Genomic DNA, 17,029 nt, shown 5'->3' on the forward strand with positions numbered 1-17,029 from the left:
CCGCTGACCGGAAGGCCGCTTCATGGACACGCTCGCCGCCGTCCGCCCCGCGCCGCTGATCCCGCCCGCCCCGAAGATCCACCCCACGCCGCTGGGCGTCACCCCGTTGGGGCAGCTGCGCGTGGCCTGGGAGATGGGCCGCAGCCTGATCGGGGCCTATTGCGAGGAGGACTATGAGAGCCTGGCCGAGCCCTACGTCTTCATGGGCCAGCCGGGCCTCTTCCTGAACGACCCCGCCGGCGTCCGCCACGTCCTGACCTCGCCGAAATACGCCCGGCCCGTGAAGGCCGCCCGCTCGCTGAAGCCCCTGGTCGGCGAGGGCGTGCTGATGTCCGAGGGCGAGACCTGGCGACGCCAGCGCAAGAGCCTGGCCCCGGTCTTCACCCCCGCCGCGATCGATGGCCTGCTGCCGCACTTCGTCGCCGCCGGCGCGGGGCTCGTTCGAGGCGCTGGACGGCCGAGGCCGCGCCAACCTGGCCCAGGACTTCCACCGCGCCACCCTGGACGCCGTGCTGCGGGCCCTGTTCTCGCGCCGCGCCGACACGGAAGGCGCGGTGCTGGCCGATCTGGCCCGCCGCTACATGGAGGGCCCGGCGCACTTCAAGCTGTTCGACTTCATGGCCAAGGGCGCCGACGACCTGACCTTCCTGGACGGCGACCGGCGGCGGATGGGCGCACGATGGTTCAAGGCCGTCGACGCCCTGATCGCGGAACGGCGGACGCGCCCGCATCCCGAGGTCCGCGACCTGCTCGACCGCCTGCTGGCCGCGCGGAACGAGGACGGTTCGCCCCTGCCCGACCAGGAGATCCGCGACCAGTGCAGCTCGATGCTGGCCGCCGGCTTCGAGACCACCTCGCGGCTGCTGTTCTGGGCGACCTACCTGCTGGCGCTGGATCCGGCGACCCAGGACCGCGTCCGCGCCGAGGTTCTGGCCTTCCCGGCCCAGCGGGTCGCCGGCCTGGACGACCTCAAGCATTGGCCGCTGCTGCGCTCGGTGCTGTTCGAGACGCTACGGCTCTATCCCACCGCGCCGTTGATCGCGCGCCAGGCCCTGGAGGCCGACGTCGTTTCGGGCTGCGACGTGGTTCCCGGCTGCATGGTCACCATCAGCCCGTGGGTCATCCACCGGCACCGCAAGCTGTGGGAGGCTCCGACGACGTTCCAGCCGGAGCGTTTCATCGACCAGCCTCACCCGTGGGGCGTGGAGGCCTTCATCCCGTTCGGGGCCGGGCCGCGCGTCTGTATCGGCGCGGGCTTCGCCCTGGCCGAGGCCCAGATCGTGCTGGCCAGTCTGCTGGCGCGCTTCAAGGTCTCGATGGCCGTCGACCGTCCGGTGGTCCCACGCGCCTCGATCACCCTGGGCCCGGACCACGAGCCCGATTTCCGGCTTGAGCGGATCGTACAAGCCCGGCCTTGATCGGCGGGACACGAAGCGCCAGCTTCCGACCACCGCTCCGCTAGGATCCTCGTCATGACCGAAGTCGCCCACACCCGTCCGTTCGCCACCGCCACGGACACCGGCACGGGGGCCTTGCAGACCTTCGTCACCGCCGGCCCGTCGACCATCGTCGCCGACGTCTCGGCGGCCCAGGGCGGGCTGGACCTGGGTCCCGATCCGCACGAACTGGTCGCCGCGGGCCTGGCGGCCTGCACCACCATGACCCTGCGCCTCTACGCCAACCGCAAGAACTGGGACGTCAGCGGCCTGCACGTTCGAGGTCTTCTCGCACTACGACGCCGACAAGACCCCGCCCGAGCGCTTCGAGCGGGTGATCAGCCTGGACGGCAATCTCAACGAGGAACAGCGCGAGCGCCTGTTCGAGATCGCCGAGAAGTGCCCGATCCACAGGCTGCTGACGGCGGGCGCGAGGATCGTGACGACGGTGGGCGAGGAGTAGCGTACGGGGTCATCCGCCCCCGGAGGGGGCGGAAGATCCTTCTTCCCCCTCCGGGGGAAGAGCGCGAAGCGCGGAGGGGGGCAAGCTAGAACCCGTAAAGCGCCGCGTATTCCGCGTCCTTGCCCGCGATCTGGCGGGCGCAGTCGACCATCACCTTGGCCTGCTTCCAGGTCGCGTCGTCCTGCATCTTGCCGTCGATCATCGCCACGCCCGTGCCGTCCGGCATGGCCTCCAGGATCTTGCGGGCGAAGGCGACCTCGGCCGGGTCGGGGCTGAACACCCGCTTGGCGATCTCGATCTGGCTGGGGTGCAGGCTCCAGGCCCCGGCGCAGCCCATCAGGAAGGCGTTGCGGAACTGCTGCTCACAGGCGACCGGATCGTCGATCGCCCCGAAAGGACCGTAGAACGGCTTGATCCCGTGGGCGGCGCAAGCGTCGACCATCTTGGCGAAGGTGTAGTGCCAGAGGTCCTGCTGCACCGAGACACGCGGCGCGCCATCCGCGTGCGGATCCTCGATGACGCGGTAGCCGGGATGCCCCCCGCCGACCCGCGTCGTCTTCATGGCTCGGCTGGCGGCCAGGTCGGCCGGCCCCAGGCTGATGCCCTGCATCCGCGGGCTGGCGGCGGCGATGGCCTCGACGTTCATCACGCCCTCGGCCGTCTCCAGGATGGCGTGCAGCAGGATCGGCCGCGTGACGCCGTGCTTGGCCTCCAGCGAGGCCAAGAGCTGGTCCATATAGAAGATGTCCCACGGCCCCTCGACCTTGGGGACCATGATGACGTCGATCTTGTCGCCGGCCTTCTCGACGATGGTGGCGACCTCGTCCAGGTGCCAGGGCGAGTTCAGGCAGTTGATCCGCGTCCAGAAGCCGACGCCCAGGGCCTTGAAGTCGACCTCGCGCGACATCGAAACGAGGCCGGCCAGGGCCGCGCCCTTGGCGTCGGCGGGGATGGCGTCCTCCAGATTGGCCAGGATCACGTCGACGGTCGGGGCGATTTCGGCGACCTTGGCGCGCACCTTGTCCAGGTGCGGCGGCACGAAGTGGATCATCCGCTCGACGCGGGCCGGAAGCTCGCGATAGGGCGCCGGCGCGCCGATGGCCAAGGGTTTGAAAAAGCCGCGCGGCGTCTTCATGCCGATCACTCCCCGCTGTCCCCCGAGGGGATCATTTCGCAATTGCGAAGACCATGCGGCGGCGCGAAACGAGCGTCAAGGTTATCGCCGTTAAGTCTTGGCGGCCGGCGGCGGCTTCGGCATTTCGTCCGGATCCTCGCGCTCCAGGTCGGCGGCGGCGTCGTTGCTGGTCGAGACGGCCTGGCCGGCCTTGGCCTTGCGGCGGCGGGCGGCGGGCTCCAGGCGCAGGCTGGTCAGGGCGTCCTCGCCCTCCTCGCCGAACAGGCCCCGCACCCGGATGTCGCGCTGTGGATAGGGGATCTCGATGCCGGCCCCGCGCAGGGCGTCGTCGATCAGCCAGGTATAGGCCGCATGAATCGCCGCGGGCCGGCGCACGGCCTCGACGGTGGGCCAGACCACCAGCTCGAACTTCAGGCTGCTCTCGCCGTAGCCGACCAGCCAGACCTGGGCCCGGCGCACCGCGTCGTCGGGCGAGGTGTAGGGCGCGGCCTTGGCGGCCTTCAGCACCGCCTCGCGCACCTTGTTCTTGTCGGACCCGAAGGCGGCGACGAACGGCACCCGCAGGCGGCGGTTGGTGTTGCGCAGGGTCCAGTTGATCACCTGATCGTTCACCAGCACCGAGTTGGGCACGATGATATCGGTGCTGTCGTTGGTGCGGATGCGGGTGGCGCGCGGACCGATCTCGTGGACCACGCCGCGCCCGCCATTGGGCAGCTCCACGAAGTCGCCCACCGCCAGCAGCCGCTCGAACACCAGACTGACGCCGGAGGCGAAGTCCTTGATGATCCCCTGCAAGCCGAGACCGACGCCGACGCCGACGGCGCCGGCGAACACGGCCAGGGAGGTCAGATCCAGACCCATGGTCGACAGGCCCACCGTCACCCCGATGACCACCAGGCCATAGGTCAGGACCTTCTCGACGATGTAGAGCGAGGCCGCGTCCCCGGCGGCTCTCTCGCGCAGCCGCCGCAGCCCCGCGGAGCTGAGCCGCGCGGCGAACAGCGCCACCGCCACGATCAGCACCCCGGCCGCGAGCCCACCGACCGTCACCGACGCCTTGCCCAGCTTCAGGAGTTCGAAGGAATCGAGCGTGCGGAGCGGGTTGGCGGCCATGAGGCGGAGTGTGGGCGGATCGGGTGGGACGGATCAAGGGCAAGGATGCTCCCCCGCGTCGCGGGGGAGCATCCTGTCAGCGTCCCACCATCGCCAGGCCGGCCTTGGTGTAGCGTTCGCCCTCGATGGCCGTTTCCGGAACCGCCGCCGCGATGCGGGTGAGATCCTCGGCCGAAAGGGTCACGTCGACGGCGCCGATGTTCTCTTCCAGGCGGGCGATCTTGGTGGTGCCGGGGATCGGGGCGATGTCCGGGCCCTGGTGCAAGATCCAGGCGAGCGCCAGCTGGGCGGGGGTGATCCCCTTCTCGCCGGCGATCTGGGTCAGGGCCTCGACCAGGCCGAGGTTCTTGGCCAGGGCCTCGCCCTGGAAGCGCGGCAGGTTGCGGCGGAAGTCGTTGTCGGCCAGGTCGGCCTTGAGGGCGCCGGTCAGGAAGCCGCGGCCCAGCGGGCTGTAGGGAACGAGACCGACGCCCAGCTCGCGCAGGGTCGGCAGGATCTCGGCCTCCAGCTCGCGGAACCACAGCGAATATTCGCTCTGCAGGGCCGCGACCGGCTGGACCGCGTGGGCCTTGCGGATGGTCGCCGCGCCGGCCTCGGACAGGCCGAAATGCTTGACCTTGCCCTCGGCGATCAGGTCCTTGACCGTCCCGGCCACGTCCTCGATCGGCACGTTGGGGTCGACGCGGTGCTGATAAAAGAGGTCGATGACCTCGACACCCAGGCGCTTCAGCGAGGCCTCGGCCACGGCGCGGATGTGCTCGGGACGGCTGTCGGTCCCGCGCATCCGCGAGAAGCCCTCGCCCGTCCCTTCGGGCGCGATGTCGAAGCCGAACTTGGTGGCGATCACGACCTTGTCGCGGAAGGGCTTGAGGCCCTCGCCGACCAGGATTTCGTTCAGATAGGGACCGTAGACCTCGGCGGTGTCGAAGAAGGTCACGCCCAGCTCGACGGCCTTGGCCAACACCTTGTGGGCGTCGGCGCTGTCGAGGGCCGTGCCATAGACCTGGCCCATGCCCATGCAGCCGAGACCGATGGCCGAGACCTCGAGGCCGTCGCCGAGTTTGCGCGTCTTCATGGGATGCTCCTATGTCTGGAAAGGCCGGCGGCGCCGTTCGAGAACTGGAAGCGCCGGCGTCTCCCAGATGGGCCCTGCGCGCACGGGAAATAAGGGCGAAATCCTCATTGCGCCGATGAGCCGGATTCACCAATCGCGAAATTTGACGCGCGATGTCGGAACGACCGTCAGCCACTCGTCCTAAGGCTGATGACAGCGGAGGAAGACCATGCCCAAGATCACCCCGTTCCTGTGGTTCGACCACCAGGCCGAGGACGCGGCCAAGCTCTACGTCTCGGTCTTCCCGAATTCGAGGATCGACAGGATCGCCCGCTATCCCGGCGACGGGCCCGACGGCGTGGAGGAAGGCAAGGTGATGATCGTCGAGTTCGAGCTGGACGGCCAGAAGGTCATCGCCATGAACGCCGGCCCCACCTTCAAGCTGGACGAGGCCTTCTCGTTCGTCATCGACTGCGACGGCCAGGCCGAGGTCGACCACTACTGGAACGCCCTGACGGCCGACGGCGGCCAGGAGAGCCAGTGCGGGTGGTTGAAGGACCGCTTCGGCCTGTCGTGGCAGGTCACGCCGCGCCAGCTGATCGAGGCGACCACCAGCCCGGACCGCGAAGCCGCCGGCCGCGCCTTCCAGGCGATGATGACGATGAAGAAGATCGACGTCGCCGCGATCGAGAACGCGTTCAGGGGGGTGTGAAGCCCGGCGCCGCCTAGGCCGCAAGCTTCATCAGGCTGCCTGGCGGCATGTCCTGGCGGATCTGCCTCTCCAAATCCTCGGTCATCTGGTCGAGGTCCTTGAGGCCGTCCTCGGCGTCCTTGACCTCGTCGGAGCGTTCGAACTTGCCAGGCTGGGTCAGGATTCCCTTGGTCTTGGCGGTCTGCAATTCGTCCTTCAGGGCCTTGCTGAGGTCACGGACCGACTTGATGAAGTCCATGTCGCCCATCGCCTCGCCCTTGGCCTGGTCTTCCAGGTTCTCGCGGGCGGCGGCCTGCTGGTCGGGGGTCAGCGAAGCATCCGGGGCGGCGGCGAAGTCCGCCCTGAACATCTCGCCGGCCTCCTTGGCGGCCTTGCCGTAATCCTTGACCGCGCCCTGCAGCTCCTTGGCCACGCCGGCCAGCGCCTTGGCCATGGCCTTGGGGTCGTTGGCGTAGAGCTTCTTCAGCAGCTTCATCTTCTCGATGACGCGTTGCAGCTTCTCGCGGGCGCGGCCCTTGGCGTCGCCGATCTGGGTCTTGCGGTTGGTCCGCAGGTCGCTCTTCAGTCGGTCGAGCGCCTCGGCCTCGGGGCTCCTGGCCGCCACGGGGGCGTCCTTCGAAGCTTCCGGGGACGTCGCCCCGACCAGTCCCATCGTCTTGCCATAGGCGGCCAGGACCATCGGTCCCGCCTGCCCCGCCGCCGTCACCATGGCTTTCAGCCCCGCCCGGCGGTTCTCCGCCCGTTCGACGGAGACCCTAGCGCGGCAGGGTTAAGCTAGGCCTTCTTCACGAACTCGGTGCGCAGGACCAGGCCCCGGACCTTGTCGACATTGGCCTCGATCTCGTCGGGATCGCCGGTCAGGCGGATCTTCTTGACCACCGTGCCGCGCTTGAGGGTCACGCCGCCCGAACCCTTGACTTTCAGGTCCTTGATCAGGGTCACCGTGTCGCCGTCGGCCAGCAGGGTTCCGTTGGAGTCGCGGGTTTCTTCCGACATGTCGGGCCTTTCGGATCGGGCGGCCAGGCGGCAAGCCCGCAAAAAATGTGTGGGCTTTCCTAAGACTTTCCCCACCGACGTCAACGCGAGAGTCACGATTTACACCCCAAGCGCGCATTGTTACCCTGCTCGCTCGGAGACGAGGCCCGCCATGAAGCGACGGAACTGGATCTTGATCTACGTGGTCGGCAGCTTGTCCGGCGCCGCTGCCAGCGGGCTGGGACGGGCCTGGGACATCCCGGCTCTGGGCCTGCCCGCCGATTTCTGGGCGGGCTTTCTGATGGCGGCGGGCGTGCTGCTGCCGCTGGCCATCGTGGGCGGCGTCTATCTGACGCGGCTCGTCGCCAAGGACGCGCGGAACGTCTAGCTTTTCTTTCGCCCCAGCGGGTGCTTGGTCTGGACGATGTGCTGCAGGTGATCGCCGGCCACGTGGGTGTAAATCTGCGTCGTGGCGATGTCGGCGTGGCCGAGCAGGGTCTGGATGACCCGCAGGTCGGCGCCGCCTTCCAGCAGGTGGGTGGCGAAGGCGTGGCGCAGGACGTGCGGACTGACCTTCTCGCGGTCGATGCCGGCGGCGATGGCGGCGTCCTCCAGCAGTTGCCCGACGCGACGGGCGGTCAGGCGGCCGGACGCGCCGCGCGAGGGGAACAGCCACGGGCTGTCCTTCATGCCCTTGGGAAAGAAAGCCGGACGCACGACCAGATAGGCCTTCACCGCCGTCCGAGCCGCGTCGTTCAGCGGGGCCAGCCGCTCCTTGCCGCCCTTGCCCTTGACGATCAGATAGGCCGGATCCCGCGCCAGGGCCGACAGCGGCAGGGCCAGCAGCTCGGAGATCCGCAGGCCCGAGGCGTAGATCAGCTCGATGATGCAGGTCAGGCGCAGGCCCTGGGCCCCGTCCTTGGCGATGGCGGCGGCCAGCAGGCGCTCGATCTCCTCGCGCTCCAGCACCTTGGGCAGCGGCCGGCCAGCCTTGGGCGCGGCGACGCGGCGAGAGGGATCGTCGGGCCGCCAGGTCTCGCCCAGCACGAAGCGATAGAACTGCCGCACGGCCGAGCGGCGGCGGGCGGCGGTGGCCGGCGACAGCCCGCGCGCCCCGAGGTCCTGGAAATAGGCCTCGACGTCTTCCGCGTCGGCGTCGTCCAGGTCATGGCCCGAGCGGCTCAGGAACGCCCGGGCGTCCTCCAGGTCCTTGCCATAGGCGGTCAGGGTGTTGCGGGCCGCGGCGCGCTCGACGGCCATCATCTCCAGGAAGGCGTCGACCCAATCCGCGCCCCGACCACTCATTGGAAAGAGCCGCTCATTTCGTGAAGGCGAGCGACAGCAGACCCTCCACGACGATGGCGCGGGCGTCGGCGGCGAGGCCGGCGCGGTCCAGAGCGTGGGCGATGCGGGCCCGGTCCACGGGCTGGGGTCCGGTCGCCCCGGCGTCCAGCGCGATCGACAGGGCCAGCAGACCCGCCTCGCCCTTGCGCCTTGCTCCGGCGGCGTCCTCCAGCAGAAGCACCGCGCGCGGGCGAGGCGGCCGGCTTGCCGAGGTCGAAATTGGCGAACTGCGCGCGGGCGTCGGCGTCCATAGCTCCGCCCAGGCTGGCCAGCAGCACCGAAGCCGACTGGGCCGCCGACCTGGCTCCGCCCGAGGCGCCGCGCGCCACCAGATTGCCCAGCACCTGGTTGTCGACCTTGCCGGACGCGGCGCCGATCAGGGCGTCGAGAATGGCCAGGTCGGCCGGGCCGGCGCCGGGAATGCTGTCCTGCACCAGGCGCCCGCGGATGGTCTGGCCGCTGGCGACATCGCCGGCCGCCACGGCGGCGCGGGCCATCAGCACCGGGTCGCGCAAGGGCGCGCCGGCGGCGGCCAGGGCGGCGATCGAGGCGGCCGAGGCGTGGGCGGCGTCGACGAAGGCCGGCACGGTCTTGGCCTGACGCAGGAACGCCAGGTCCGAGGCCTCCTGCGCCGTCAGGTCAGCGCCCGGCGCGACGCCGGCCAGGTCGCCGCTGGCGGGTTTCAGCACGGGCTTCAGGGCCGGCGAGGCCGAGGCGACGGCGGCGGCCGACTGCAGGTCGAGGTTCAGGCGGCGCGACAGGGCGTAGTTCACCCCGTTCTTCAGATTGGCCGCGCCCGGCGGCGTCCCGGTCAAGGCCGCGCCCATCAGGCGGGCGTAATCGGTGTCTTTCGTGGCGTTCTGGGCCAGCTGGAAGGTCAGCTGAGCGGCGTCGGGCTGGCCAGCCTTCAGCTGGCAGAAGGCCCGCAGGCGCAGCCAATAGGCCGCGCCGCGATCGACCGTCAGGGCGTCCTGGACGCGGCAGGCCTTGTCGTCGTCGCCGGTGATCAGAGCCGCCTCGGCGGTGGCCATGGACAGCGGGGCGCTGCCGGGAGCGCCCGTCGCGCGATCCAGGATCGCGTTGGCCCCCTGGGCTTCGCCCAGCGCCACCAGCGCCATGGCTCGCGCCGCGCCCATGTCGACATTGTCGCCGACCCCAGCCGGACCATTGGCGCCCGCCGAGAGCATCCGCTTCGCCAGACTCGCGAAGGCCGGAGACAACGGTTCGGCGCCGGCCAGCTTCGGCACGATATCGCGCATGATGTCGGGCGCGGCGCCTTTCCACAGATCCCCTCCCAGACCGGTCTCAGCCGCGGGGGTCGAGAAATAGTCGGGCGCGGCCAGGCTCTTGACCCTGACCTCCTCCTGCCCCGCCTCTTGGGCGGCCGCGAAGGCGGGCGTGAGCAGGAGCGCGAACAGCGCGGCGGCTTGCTTGTGACGCTTCGAAAAGACCATGGACCGGTTATGACGCATCACGGAGTTCTCGCAAACTTGGCGGTTTGGCCAAGCCTCGTGTAAACCCGCGACCGCATCATGACCGCCATCGTCCTTTCCCCCGAAGAACTCGCCGCCCTGCGCCGACGCACCATCGTGCTGGTCGGCCTGATGGGCGTCGGCAAGTCCAGCGTCGGACGGCGACTGGCGACCGTACTGGACCTGCCGTTCCGCGACGCGGACAACGAGGTCGAGGCCGCCGCCGGGCGCTCGATCTCCGAGATCTTCGCTGAGCTGGGCGAGGCCGCCTTCCGCGACGGCGAGCGTCGGGTGATCGGCCGCCTGCTGGACGAGCCGCCGCATGTGCTGGCCACCGGCGGCGGGGCCTTCGTCAATCCCGAGACCCGCGCCCTGATCAACGCCAAGGCCCTCTCGGTGTGGCTGAAGGCCGATGTCGAGCTGCTGGCCCGCCGCGTCTCGCGCAAGGACAATCGCCCCCTGGTGCGCGGCAAGGATCCGATCCAGGTGCTGACCCAGCTGGCCGAGGCCCGCTATCCGGCCTATGCCGAGGCCCATGTGCACGTCGAGACCGGCGACACGCCGCACGGGGTGGCGGTCGACGCCATCCTGACCGCGCTGCGCGAACACGCCAAGGCCGAGTAGGAGTATCGCCATGATCCGCACCGTTTCCGTGGGCCTGGGCGACCGCGCCTATGACGTCGTCATCGGCCCGGGCCTGATCGACAAGGCCGGCGAGCGGATCGCTCCGGTGTTGGGCAAGCGCAAGCGCGTGGCCATCGTCACCGACGCCCATGTCGGCGAGCACCACGGCGAGCGTCTGGCGGTGTCGCTGGAGAAGGCCGGGATCGCGGTCGACGTCATCACCATCCCGCCCGGCGAGGAGAGCAAGAGCTTCGAGGGCCTGGCCGATCTGTCCGACCGCCTGCTGGCCCTGGGCCTGGAGCGCGGCGACCAGATCGTGGCGTTCGGCGGCGGCGTGGTCGGCGACCTGGCCGGCTTCGCGGCGGCGATCTACAAGCGCGGGATCGACTTCGTGCAGGTTCCCACGACCCTGCTGGCCCAGGTCGACAGCTCGGTCGGCGGCAAGACCGCCATCGACACCCCACGCGGCAAGAACCTGATCGGCGCCTTCCATCAGCCGCGTCTCGTGCTGGCAGACCTCGACGTCCTGGCCACCCTGCCCGCCCGCGAGCTGGCCTGCGGCTATGCCGAGATCGTCAAGTACGGCCTGCTGGGCGACTTCGCCTTCTTCGAGTGGCTGGAAGGCAACGTCGCCAAGGTGCTGGAGCGCGACGTCGACGCCCTGGTCCGCGCCGTCGGCCGCTCGGTGGAAATGAAGGCCGAGATCGTCGCCGAGGACGAAAAGGAAGCCGGTCGCCGCGCCCTGCTGAACCTCGGTCACACCTTCGGTCACGCCATCGAGGCCGAGATGGGCTTCGGCGACGCCTTGAAGCACGGCGAGGCGGTGGGCGCGGGCATGGCCCAGGCGTTCCGGTTCTCCGCCAAGCTGGGCCTCTGCCCCGGGCAGGACGCGATCCGCGCCGAGGCGGCGATCAAGGCCGCGGGGCTGCCGACGACCATGGCCGATGTGCGGGAAGAGCCGTTCTCGGCCGACGCCCTGGTCGCGCACTGCGGCCAGGACAAGAAGGCCGAGGGCGGCAAGCTGACCTTTGTCCTCGTACGCGGCATCGGGGATGCGTTCGTGGCCAAGGACGTGGATCGGGAAGCGCTGAAGGCGTTCCTGATGGAAGAGGGCGCGGTTTAGAGCGATCGGTATTCTCTCCTCCCCTCGTGGGGGAGGGGACCGCCGAACGGCGGTGGAGGGGGTCAGCGCCGCGCCATCGGCTCATGACTAGCCCCCTCCGTCTCGTCGCGTATCCGCGCCGATCCGCCTCCCCCATGAAGGGGGAGGAGAGTCCTTATTTGCGCCGCCCCTTCACCGCCAGCGCGAGCCCCGACACCAGGAAGTAGAAGGCCCCGAAGCCAGCGTACGGCGCGATCGCCACGGCCGTCATCGGATGGCCGCCCGCGACCAGCGACTGGCTGATCATGAACACGCCCGCCAGCACCGACTGCGCGCCGCTCAGCACCATCGGCCACTGGCCGCCGACCGAGCGCCAGCGGCGCAGCCCCGCGACCAGTTGCAGGACGCCCGAGAACGCCGCCCAGACGCCGAACACGGTCAGCACCCGGCGCGGCTCGACCTGCAGCGCGAACAGCACCGCGCAGGCGACCAGCAGGCTTACAAAAAGATTGAAGGTCTGTGGCGGATTGGCCGCGAAGCCGCCGTTGGACCGGGCGTCCAGCGCGTTGGCCAGGGCGTCCCAGGCCGGATAGGCCACCAGCAGCGCGCCGGCCGCCAGCGGGCTGTGCGTCCCCACCGCCACGGCCGCGAGGATCCAGGCCACCGAGACCCCGGCCCGCAGGAAATAATAGCGCTTGAGACCGTCGCGCTGGACGTTGTCGACCTGGGCCATGGCGGCCTCCCTGATGCTGAAGTTTCCATGTCGAGACATTATATGTCGCGACATATGAATGCCTACTACAGAGCCCCACCGGCCGAGTCCAGCCAATATTTGTCACGACATCTAATTTCGCGGTATGGAATGCCGACGACCAGGAGCCACGCCGTGTCCGACTACATCCCCACGCTCGATCAACAGCTGTGCTTCTCGCTCTATGGCGCCACCCTGGCGATCAACCGCGCCTACAAGCCGCTGCTGGACGCACTGGAGATCACCTATCCGCAGTACCTGGTGCTGAGCGCGCTGTGGGAGACCGATGGCCTTTCGGTCGGCGCGATCGGTGAGCGCCTGGGGCTGGAACTTCCAGCAATGTCACGCCGCTGGTCAAGCGGATGGAGAGCGCCGGCCTGGTCAGCCGCGTGCGCAATCCGGCCGACGAGCGCCAGGTGGTGGTCAGCCTGACCAACGCCGGCCGCGACATGCAGGCGCGCAGCACGTGCCTGGGCCAGACCCTGTTCGCCGCCGGCGGCATGGACGTCGAGCGCCTGGTTCAGCTCAACAAGGAGGTCCAGGCGTTCCGGGACTCGGTCACGCGCTTTGTCAGCGACCAGTCGAGGCACTAGAACACTCCCATGCTCACCGCCCTGCTCGGCCTCGCGCCCATCGTCATCGCCCTGTTGGCCCTGTCGGCGATCTTCTCGGCCGCCGAGACGTCGATGACCGGCGCCAGCCGTTCGCGGATGCACCAGCTGGAGCGCGAGGGCGACGCGCCGGCCCGGCGGGTCAACAAGCTGTTGTCCGACCAGGAGACGATGATCGGGGCGGTGCTGCTGGGCAACAACCTGATCAACATCCTGGCCTCAGCCCTGGCGACTCAGGTGCTGACCCGCCTGATCCCCGGACCGTGGGGCGTGGCCGTGGCGACCGCCGCCATGACCGTGCTGGTGCTGGTGTTCGCCGAGGTGCTGCCCAAGACCGTGGCCATCGTCCGCCCCGACGACACGGCCCGCGCCCTTTCGGGCCCCACCCTGTTCATCGTCAAGGCGTTCGGCCCGATCATCTATGTGATCCAGTGGATCGTCCGCCGGGCCCTGCGCGTCTTCGGGGTCAAGCTGGACATGGCCGTCGATGTGCTGGCCGCCCACGAGGAGATCCGCGGCGCGGTCGACTACCACCATTCCGAAGGTCTGGTTGAGACCGACGACCGGCGGATGCTGGGCGGGGTGCTGGATCTGTCGGACATGGACGTCTCGGAGATCATGGTCCACCGCAAGTCGATGGTGCTGCTGGACGCCGACCAGCCCGCCCGCGACCTGGTCGAGGAAGTGCTGGAGGCCCAGCACACGCGCATCCCGCTCTATCGCGACGAGCCCGATAATATCGTCGGCGTGCTGCACGCTCGCGACCTCCTGAAGGCCCTGGCCCAGTCGCCGACGGGCGTCGAGGGCCTGGACATCGCCGCCATCCTGCGCGAGCCCTGGTTCATCCCCGACACCACCAACCTGAAGGACCAGCTCAACGCCTTCCTCAAGCGCAAGAGCCACTTCGCCCTGGTCGTCGACGAGTATGGCGCCCTGCAGGGCCTGGTGACGCTGGAGGACATCCTCGAGGAGATCGTCGGCGAGATCGACGACGAGCACGACACCGCGCTGGAGGGCGTGCGCCGCCAGCAGGACGGCTCGGTCTATGTCGACGGCCACGTCACGGTGCGCGACCTGAACCGCGCCATGGACTGGCGGCTGCCCGAGGGAGAAGCGGTCACCATCGCCGGCCTGGTCATCCACGAGGCCCAGATGATCCCCGAGCCGGGCCAGACCTTCATCTTCCACCGGCACCGCTTCCAGGTCTTCCGTCGGCAGAGGAACCAGATCACCGCCCTGCGGATCAGCGCCCCTCTGGACGACGACGCCGAACTCTGAACCTCTATGGTCAAGGTTGCCCATTTCGATGATTGGGAACCGGATCGAAAAAGGCGCGTTTTGCGTCCTTGCGGACCAGGGGCGGTCCGGGGTCTAGGGGGCGCATTTGGCCAGCTTGGTGGCTGAGAGCAGGGTTCGCGACGGCGGAGAGCCGGACGCGCGGGCGCGCTTGGCCGAGCTGGAAGTCGCCCTCGCCGACGAAATCCGCAAGTCCGAGACCCTCGCCCGGGTGAACCAGGCCGTGGCCTCCAGCACCGACATCGACACCTGCGTGCAGGTGGTGCTCGACGGGGCGCGCGAAATCATCGGCGCCGCCTTCGGGGCCTTTTTCTACAATCAGCTCGAGCCGGATGGGGAATCCTACGCGCTCTATCGCCTGTCGGGCGCCGCGCCCGAAGCGTTCGCCAGCTTCCCCAAGGTCCGCAAGACAGAGGTCTTCGCGCCCACCTTCGAGAACGCCGGCGTCGTGCGATCGGACGACATCACCCAGGACCCGCGCTACGGCAAGAACGCCCCGCGCAAGGGCATGCCCGAGGGACATCTGTCGGTGCGCAGCTACTTGGCCATTCCGGTCGCGACCCGGCGGGGCGAGGTGCTGGGCGGCCTGTTCTTCGGCCACCCCGAGCCGGGACGCTTCAGCCCGCACGACGAGAGCCTGGTCATGGGCCTGGGCGCTCAGGTGGCGGCCACCATCGACTCGATCAAGCTGAACGCCGGGGCCGTGGCCGAGCTGACCCAGCGCCGCCGAGCCGAGGAGCGGCTGAAGTTCGCGCTCGACAGCGGTCGCATGGGGTCATGGGACCTGGACGTCGCCACCAAGGCCTACGAGGCGTCCGATCTCTGCAAGCTGAACTACGGTCGCCGGCCGGACGAGACCTTCACCTTCGCCACTCTGATCGAAACCATCCATCCCGAGGATCGTCCGCGGGTCCTGGCGGCGATCGAGAGCGCCATCCGGGACGGGACGGAGTACGACGTCGAGTATCGCGTGGTGCACCCGAGCGGCGAGCTGCGCTGGCTGCACGCCCGCGGCCGCGCGGCCCAGACCGCCGACGATGGCGGCGTGCGGCGCCTGGCCGGCGTGTCGCTGGACATCACCGAGCGCAAGCGCGCCGAAGAGCGCCAGAAGCTGCTGGTCAACGAGCTGAATCACCGGGTGAAGAACAGCCTGGCCACGGTGCAGTCGATCGCCGCCCAGACCTTGCGGTCGGTGGCCGCGCCCGAGTTCTTCCGCGACGCCTTCGAGACCCGGCTCGTCGCCCTCTCGCACACCCACGATCTGCTGACCCGCGAAAGCTGGGCCGGCGCCAGTCTGCGCGAGGTTTTCGACGTCGAGCTTCACGCCTTGGCTGGCGAGGACCGCGTCGGCTTCACCTATCCCAGCGATGTGCGCCTCAATCCAAAGGCCGCGGTGGCCCTGGGCATGGGCATTCATGAACTGACCACCAACGCGTCCAAGTACGGCGCTCTCTCGACCCCGGACGGCCACGTGGCCGTCGATCGGGCCATCGAGGATGGCGTTTTGCGTCTCACCTGGACCGAAAGCGGCGGTCCGCCCGTCACGCCGCCGGCCCGTCGCGGCTTCGGCGTACGCCTTCTGGAACGCGGCCTCGCGGCCGAGCTATCCGGCGCGGTCGAGCTGACCTATGATACCGTCGGCCTCGTCTGCCAAATGGCGTTGCCCGTGCGCGCGCTGGAGCCCTGAAACATGAAGACTCTTACGTCCCTCAAGGTCTTGGTCGTTGAAGACGAAGCGCTCGTCTCGATGCTGGTCGAGGACATGCTGACGGACCTCGGCTGCACGATCGTCGGCCCGGCGGCCGAGATCGAGGAAGCCTTGCGGCTGGCCGGTTCCGCCGACATCGACGCGGCCTTGCTGGACGTCAATCTGGGCGGCCGCCCGATCTTCCCGGTCGCCGACGCCCTCAAGGCGCGCGGCGTGCCCTTCGCCTTCGCCAGCGGCTATGGCGAGGCGGGCCTGACGGATGACCACCGCGGCGCCACCGTGCTGCAGAAGCCCTTCCGCGAGGCCGATCTGCGCCGCGTGCTGGAAACCCTGGTCGGCCAGACGGCTTAAGCCTTCGCCCTCCCGCGGGAGCGGTCGGCGCCGCCCGTCATGGCGCGGAATTCGCGCGGGCGATCAATCCAGGTCGCGCGGCCCGAAGGAATGCGGCAGCAGCGTCCAGAACGGGATCCGCTCCGTCGCCCGGCCGCCCTGGACCGAGATGATCTCGCAGGTTTCGCCCGCGAACTCGGCGATGCGCTGACGGCAGGCGCCGCACGGCTGGACCACCGCGTCGGAGCCGGCGGCGATCAGCACCTTGTCGATCCGGCGCGCGCCCCCGGCCGTGATCATTGCTCCGATCGCCGTCTGCTCGGCGCACGTGCCCACGGGATAGGCGGCGTTCTCGACATTGACGCCATAATGCGCGCGGCCCAGGTCGTCGATCACCGCCGCGGCCACCGTGAAGTTCGAATAGCGGGCATAGGCGCGCGACAGCAGGTCCGGCAGGATTCCGGCGGCCTCCTGTTCGAGAGATTCGGCGGTGGCGGTGACGTCGGCGCTCATGCGGTTTCTGCCCTTCCGGCAGGATCGCGCCGGGGAGAGAGGCAATCAGCCGCAGCCCCCCAAATCAAGCGGCAAACATCGGCGACAGGCAAAAAAGTAAGCGCCGCCTTACGCTTCTCCAGGCGCCTTGGCGGTGATCGACAGGGCGTGGACGGGCCCCGCCAGTTCGTCGGCCAGAACCGTCATCACCATGCGCTGGCGCATCACCCGCGCCTTGCCGGCAAAGGCCTCGGCCTCGATTCGCAGATTGAAGTGGCTCTCGCCGGAACCGGTGTGGCCCGCGTGGCCGTGATGACGGTCGCTGTCGTCGACCAGTTCGAGTCGCGACGGCGAAAAAGCGTGCTCCAGCTTGCGGCGGATGGTGTCGGCGACGTCGCCCATGTGCGTCTC

17 protein-coding genes and 4 pseudogenes are annotated in these 17,029 nt (G+C 69.3%); 11 read left to right on the forward strand and 10 right to left on the reverse strand.

What is annotated here, in order from left to right:
* Positions 1-398: 398 nt before the first annotated feature.
* The 3 genes and pseudogenes from ACHMW8_RS02290 to ACHMW8_RS02300 form a co-directional block, all read left to right on the forward strand.
* Positions 399-1,418 (forward strand): cytochrome P450, encoded by a 1,020-nt coding sequence (locus ACHMW8_RS02290; RefSeq protein WP_395444635.1) that lies wholly within the window; start codon positions 399-401, stop codon positions 1,416-1,418.
* Positions 1,419-1,472: 54 nt separating this feature from the next.
* Positions 1,473-1,899: pseudogene (locus tag ACHMW8_RS02295) on the forward strand (OsmC family protein).
* Positions 1,900-1,910: 11 nt separating this feature from the next.
* Positions 1,911-1,988, forward strand: a pseudogene (locus ACHMW8_RS02300) (hypothetical protein); the annotation flags it as partial.
* On the opposite strand, the gene ACHMW8_RS02305 reads toward ACHMW8_RS02300, so the two are convergent.
* The 3 genes from ACHMW8_RS02305 to ACHMW8_RS02315 all read right to left on the reverse strand — a co-directional run bounded on the left by ACHMW8_RS02305 (position 1,985) and on the right by ACHMW8_RS02315 (position 5,222).
* Positions 1,985-3,043, reverse strand: coding sequence for a CoA ester lyase (locus tag ACHMW8_RS02305; RefSeq protein ID WP_125155565.1), 1,059 nt, complete (start codon positions 3,041-3,043; stop codon positions 1,985-1,987). The pseudogene ACHMW8_RS02300 and the gene ACHMW8_RS02305 sit on opposite strands and share 4 nt — an antisense overlap.
* An 81-nt stretch (positions 3,044-3,124) precedes the next feature.
* The gene (locus ACHMW8_RS02310) at positions 3,125-4,147 is read right to left on the reverse strand and encodes a mechanosensitive ion channel family protein (protein ID WP_395444636.1); all 1,023 of its coding nucleotides are present in this window, start codon (positions 4,145-4,147) and stop codon (positions 3,125-3,127) included.
* A gap of 76 nt (positions 4,148-4,223) precedes the next feature.
* Positions 4,224-5,222, reverse strand: a complete 999-nt coding sequence (locus ACHMW8_RS02315; RefSeq protein WP_395444637.1) for an aldo/keto reductase — start codon at positions 5,220-5,222, stop codon at positions 4,224-4,226.
* 208 nt (positions 5,223-5,430) lie between these two features.
* Between ACHMW8_RS02315 and ACHMW8_RS02320 the strand changes: the two genes are divergently transcribed.
* Positions 5,431-5,913, forward strand: a complete 483-nt coding sequence (locus tag ACHMW8_RS02320) for a VOC family protein (RefSeq protein WP_125155562.1) — start codon at positions 5,431-5,433, stop codon at positions 5,911-5,913.
* 13 nt (positions 5,914-5,926) lie between these two features.
* On the opposite strand, the gene ACHMW8_RS02325 is transcribed toward ACHMW8_RS02320, so the two are convergent.
* Together ACHMW8_RS02325 and ACHMW8_RS02330 are read right to left on the reverse strand one after the other, a co-directional pair.
* Entirely contained in the window at positions 5,927-6,592 is a 666-nt protein-coding gene (locus ACHMW8_RS02325) for a hypothetical protein (RefSeq protein ID WP_395444638.1), read from the reverse strand.
* A gap of 95 nt (positions 6,593-6,687) precedes the next feature.
* Positions 6,688-6,909, reverse strand: coding sequence for an alkylphosphonate utilization protein (locus ACHMW8_RS02330; RefSeq protein ID WP_004621989.1), 222 nt, complete (start codon positions 6,907-6,909; stop codon positions 6,688-6,690).
* A gap of 151 nt (positions 6,910-7,060) precedes the next feature.
* On the opposite strand from ACHMW8_RS02330, the gene ACHMW8_RS02335 reads away from it, so the two are divergent.
* Entirely contained in the window at positions 7,061-7,276 is a 216-nt protein-coding gene (locus ACHMW8_RS02335) for a hypothetical protein (protein WP_395444639.1), read from the forward strand.
* Here ACHMW8_RS02335 and ACHMW8_RS02340 read toward each other — a convergent pair.
* Both ACHMW8_RS02340 and ACHMW8_RS02345 read right to left on the reverse strand, forming a co-directional pair.
* Positions 7,273-8,193: a site-specific tyrosine recombinase XerD gene (locus ACHMW8_RS02340; RefSeq protein WP_395444640.1), complete on the reverse strand. Its 921-nt coding sequence runs from the start codon at positions 8,191-8,193 to the stop codon at positions 7,273-7,275. The two genes, ACHMW8_RS02335 and ACHMW8_RS02340, sit on opposite strands and share 4 nt — an antisense overlap.
* Positions 8,194-8,206: 13 nt before the next feature.
* Positions 8,207-9,704 (reverse strand): annotated as a pseudogene (locus tag ACHMW8_RS02345) (hypothetical protein).
* Positions 9,705-9,764: 60 nt separating this feature from the next.
* Between ACHMW8_RS02345 and ACHMW8_RS02350 the strand changes: the two are divergent.
* Both ACHMW8_RS02350 and aroB read left to right on the forward strand, forming a co-directional pair.
* Positions 9,765-10,328 carry a shikimate kinase gene (locus tag ACHMW8_RS02350; protein ID WP_125155557.1) on the forward strand — a complete coding sequence of 188 codons (564 nt, stop codon included), beginning with the start codon at positions 9,765-9,767 and terminating at the stop codon, positions 10,326-10,328.
* A 10-nt stretch (positions 10,329-10,338) separates the two neighbouring features.
* Positions 10,339-11,451 (forward strand): 3-dehydroquinate synthase, encoded by a 1,113-nt coding sequence (gene aroB / locus ACHMW8_RS02355; RefSeq protein ID WP_395444641.1) that lies wholly within the window; start codon positions 10,339-10,341, stop codon positions 11,449-11,451.
* 154 nt (positions 11,452-11,605) lie between these two features.
* On the opposite strand, the gene ACHMW8_RS02360 is transcribed toward aroB, so the two are convergent.
* Positions 11,606-12,163 (reverse strand): DUF308 domain-containing protein, encoded by a 558-nt coding sequence (locus ACHMW8_RS02360; protein WP_395444642.1) that lies wholly within the window; start codon positions 12,161-12,163, stop codon positions 11,606-11,608.
* Positions 12,164-12,292: 129 nt separating this feature from the next.
* Here ACHMW8_RS02360 and ACHMW8_RS02365 point away from each other — a divergent pair.
* The 4 genes and pseudogenes from ACHMW8_RS02365 (at position 12,293) to ACHMW8_RS02380 (ending at position 16,147) form a co-directional block, all read left to right on the forward strand.
* Positions 12,293-12,774, forward strand: a pseudogene (locus tag ACHMW8_RS02365) (MarR family winged helix-turn-helix transcriptional regulator).
* A 9-nt stretch (positions 12,775-12,783) separates the two neighbouring features.
* On the forward strand, positions 12,784-14,070 hold the full coding sequence (locus ACHMW8_RS02370) for an HlyC/CorC family transporter (RefSeq protein ID WP_125155553.1): 1,287 nt from the start codon (positions 12,784-12,786) through the stop codon (positions 14,068-14,070).
* 118 nt (positions 14,071-14,188) lie between these two features.
* The gene (locus ACHMW8_RS02375; RefSeq protein WP_395444643.1) at positions 14,189-15,775 is read left to right on the forward strand and encodes an HWE histidine kinase domain-containing protein; all 1,587 of its coding nucleotides are present in this window, start codon (positions 14,189-14,191) and stop codon (positions 15,773-15,775) included.
* Positions 15,776-15,778: 3 nt separating this feature from the next.
* Complete coding sequence (locus tag ACHMW8_RS02380) at positions 15,779-16,147, forward strand: response regulator (protein WP_125155551.1); 369 nt, start codon at positions 15,779-15,781, stop codon at positions 16,145-16,147.
* Between the two features lie 63 nt (positions 16,148-16,210).
* On the opposite strand, the gene cdd is transcribed toward ACHMW8_RS02380, so the two are convergent.
* Positions 16,211-16,639 (reverse strand): cytidine deaminase, encoded by a 429-nt coding sequence (gene cdd / locus ACHMW8_RS02385; RefSeq protein ID WP_395444644.1) that lies wholly within the window; start codon positions 16,637-16,639, stop codon positions 16,211-16,213.
* Between the two features lie 108 nt (positions 16,640-16,747).
* Positions 16,748-17,020 (reverse strand): BolA family transcriptional regulator, encoded by a 273-nt coding sequence (locus ACHMW8_RS02390; RefSeq protein WP_125155549.1) that lies wholly within the window; start codon positions 17,018-17,020, stop codon positions 16,748-16,750.
* Between the last annotated feature and the right edge of the window lie 9 nt (positions 17,021-17,029).

Source organism: Caulobacter sp. UC70_42, assembly GCF_044056025.1.
GTDB lineage: Bacteria > Pseudomonadota > Alphaproteobacteria > Caulobacterales > Caulobacteraceae > Caulobacter.

What these genes read in the sequence shown, in the direction of transcription:
- ACHMW8_RS02290 (WP_395444635.1), top strand. Translation starts at nt 399, where the DNA reads ATGGCCTGCTGCCGCACTTCGTCGCCGCCGGCGCGGGGCTCGTTCGAG.
- ACHMW8_RS02310 (WP_395444636.1), bottom strand. Translation starts at nt 4,147, where the DNA reads ATGGCCGCCAACCCGCTCCGCACGCTCGATTCCTTCGAACTCCTGAAG.
- ACHMW8_RS02315 (WP_395444637.1), bottom strand. Translation starts at nt 5,222, where the DNA reads ATGAAGACGCGCAAACTCGGCGACGGCCTCGAGGTCTCGGCCATCGGT.
- ACHMW8_RS02320 (WP_125155562.1), top strand. Translation starts at nt 5,431, where the DNA reads ATGCCCAAGATCACCCCGTTCCTGTGGTTCGACCACCAGGCCGAGGAC.
- ACHMW8_RS02325 (WP_395444638.1), bottom strand. Translation starts at nt 6,592, where the DNA reads ATGGTCCTGGCCGCCTATGGCAAGACGATGGGACTGGTCGGGGCGACG.
- ACHMW8_RS02330 (WP_004621989.1), bottom strand. Translation starts at nt 6,909, where the DNA reads ATGTCGGAAGAAACCCGCGACTCCAACGGAACCCTGCTGGCCGACGGC.
- ACHMW8_RS02335 (WP_395444639.1), top strand. Translation starts at nt 7,061, where the DNA reads ATGAAGCGACGGAACTGGATCTTGATCTACGTGGTCGGCAGCTTGTCC.
- ACHMW8_RS02340 (WP_395444640.1), bottom strand. Translation starts at nt 8,193, where the DNA reads ATGAGTGGTCGGGGCGCGGATTGGGTCGACGCCTTCCTGGAGATGATG.
- ACHMW8_RS02350 (WP_125155557.1), top strand. Translation starts at nt 9,765, where the DNA reads ATGACCGCCATCGTCCTTTCCCCCGAAGAACTCGCCGCCCTGCGCCGA.
- aroB (WP_395444641.1), top strand. Translation starts at nt 10,339, where the DNA reads ATGATCCGCACCGTTTCCGTGGGCCTGGGCGACCGCGCCTATGACGTC.
- ACHMW8_RS02360 (WP_395444642.1), bottom strand. Translation starts at nt 12,163, where the DNA reads ATGGCCCAGGTCGACAACGTCCAGCGCGACGGTCTCAAGCGCTATTAT.
- ACHMW8_RS02370 (WP_125155553.1), top strand. Translation starts at nt 12,784, where the DNA reads ATGCTCACCGCCCTGCTCGGCCTCGCGCCCATCGTCATCGCCCTGTTG.
- ACHMW8_RS02380 (WP_125155551.1), top strand. Translation starts at nt 15,779, where the DNA reads ATGAAGACTCTTACGTCCCTCAAGGTCTTGGTCGTTGAAGACGAAGCG.
- cdd (WP_395444644.1), bottom strand. Translation starts at nt 16,639, where the DNA reads ATGAGCGCCGACGTCACCGCCACCGCCGAATCTCTCGAACAGGAGGCC.
- ACHMW8_RS02390 (WP_125155549.1), bottom strand. Translation starts at nt 17,020, where the DNA reads ATGGGCGACGTCGCCGACACCATCCGCCGCAAGCTGGAGCACGCTTTT.